Source organism: Bradyrhizobium genomosp. I (2014) (assembly GCF_000261685.1).
Classification (GTDB): domain Bacteria; phylum Pseudomonadota; class Alphaproteobacteria; order Rhizobiales; family Xanthobacteraceae; genus Bradyrhizobium.
Genome location: NZ_AJQE01000474.1, coordinates 1 through 1,532 on the forward strand (window position 1 = coordinate 1; position 1,532 = coordinate 1,532).

2 protein-coding genes and 2 pseudogenes are annotated in these 1,532 nt (G+C 60.2%); 2 read left to right on the forward strand and 2 right to left on the reverse strand.

Features of this window, described 5'->3' with window-relative positions:
* Window positions 1–85 precede the first annotated feature (85 nt).
* A pseudogene (locus IC50_RS39960) lies at window positions 86–487 on the forward strand (TrbI/VirB10 family protein); the annotation flags it as partial.
* Entirely contained in the window at window positions 484–774 is a 291-nt protein-coding gene (locus tag IC50_RS38075; RefSeq protein ID WP_011084496.1) for a DUF2274 domain-containing protein, read from the forward strand. The pseudogene IC50_RS39960 and the gene IC50_RS38075, both read left to right, overlap by 4 nt.
* On the opposite strand, the gene IC50_RS38080 is transcribed toward IC50_RS38075, so the two are convergent.
* On the reverse strand, window positions 771–1,085 hold the full coding sequence (locus tag IC50_RS38080; RefSeq protein WP_011084497.1) for a hypothetical protein: 315 nt from the start codon (window positions 1,083–1,085) through the stop codon (window positions 771–773). The genes IC50_RS38075 and IC50_RS38080 overlap by 4 nt on opposite strands.
* Window positions 1,086–1,092: 7 nt before the next feature.
* Window positions 1,093–1,532, reverse strand: a pseudogene (locus IC50_RS38085) (DDE-type integrase/transposase/recombinase); the annotation flags it as partial.

The window sequence follows — 1,532 nt, forward strand, 5'->3', positions numbered from 1 at the left end:
GGCTCAATTGAGTCTGGACCCTAGTTCAAGCAAAGCCCAAACTGCACCGAGAGCGCGCCCACGCCAGTCAGATCATCGCCTAAAAAGCGGCCGTGCGGACGGCCAGAGTCGAATCCTCTTGGTCTGGACTCGCATCATCATACCGGACGGCAACTCGATCGTGCTGGAGCGCCAGCCGGGCGCCGACAGTGGTGGCTATGCCGGACTCGAGGACGATGTCGACAACCACTGGGGCATGCTATTCAAGGCCGCCGTTCTCTCGACCATGCTCAGCGTCGGAGCAGAGGCGGCACGAGCCAAATGAGAACAACCTCGTTCAAGCGATCCGTAGCGGTGCGTCCATCAGCATCAGCCAGACCGGCCAATTGGTCGTGCAGCGTCAGCTCAACATCCAGCCGACGCTGACCATCCGGCCAGGTTTCCGGTCCGCGTGATCGGCACGCGCGATTTGGTGCTGGCGCCCTACAGCAATGGAGGAGCGCCATGACGAAGCTCAAGCTTGGGCCGCTTGAAGACGACAAGCCAGTCAAGCTCACGACCGAGCTGCCGGCGGCGGTCTTTAGGGATCTCAGAAGCTACGCCGAGATCCTGACGCATAGCGTAGGTCTGATGACGCGGACCGAGCCTGCTAAACTGATTGCGCCGATGATCGAGCGTCGCATGGCGACCGACCGCGCCTTCGCGAAAGCACGGCGAAATACACTCAGCTCGCACCTCGGTCATAGCGTTCACGACGCAGGTCAAGAAACGGACGCAACGATGGATTGCCGTTAGCTTGCCGCCAGTAAGCGCGAAAGCTGAGCACAGGGTTTGCCGGTTCGGGAAGGCAAGGCGTCCAGCCATAAGATGTATTGGCCGAACAATTCGGTCGTCAAATCGGCCGGCGCCTGAACCCTGCCGCTATCGGCGAGAAAGCGGGCAAAGAACTTCAGTGCTTTCCAGCATTGGTGACGCGTGCTAGGTGACGACGATGCATGATGCCCCCGGAACGCCTCGGCATAGGGAGCAACAAATTCGGCTGGAAGATTGGGTTGCCCGAGGTCGAACCGCTGCGCCGGTTCGCCCCACGCATCCCGGAACGGCATCGTCAACTTAATCGACCGCCGAGCCGAAGGCGGCGATTCTCAGAGGTCGAGATTCGGCGATAGCGCTTGTCATGGAGATCTCGCGCCAAGTCGCAAAGGCTCGCTCGCGCGAAGCACGACGGAAGTCGGCGGTGGCGGCTCCGGCATAGGGGATGTGGAAAAGGTTCGCGACCTGATCGTGAACTGACAGAAAGCGTTGAGCCTGATGGGACGATTTGAAACGCTTCATGATCCGCTCGCGTCGGCTGATGAGAATTTTCGGCCCGATTGTTGAGAGCTTTGTGCTGGCGATGTTCGACGTGAAAGCCCATCTTCGCCCTCGCAGCGCCGTACGAACGCAGCTTATCCGTGATCATAACGCGCGGCGGCGTGCCGGCGGATTTCAAGAGCTTCTTCATGAGAAGCTGCGCAGCGCGCGAGTCTCTTCGGCGCTGGATCAAGACGTCG

Excerpts from the sequence above, each read along its gene's own strand:
- IC50_RS38075 (WP_011084496.1), top strand. The coding sequence starts at position 484 with ATGACGAAGCTCAAGCTTGGGCCGCTTGAAGACGACAAGCCAGTCAAG.
- IC50_RS38080 (WP_011084497.1), bottom strand. The coding sequence starts at position 1,085 with ATGCCGTTCCGGGATGCGTGGGGCGAACCGGCGCAGCGGTTCGACCTC.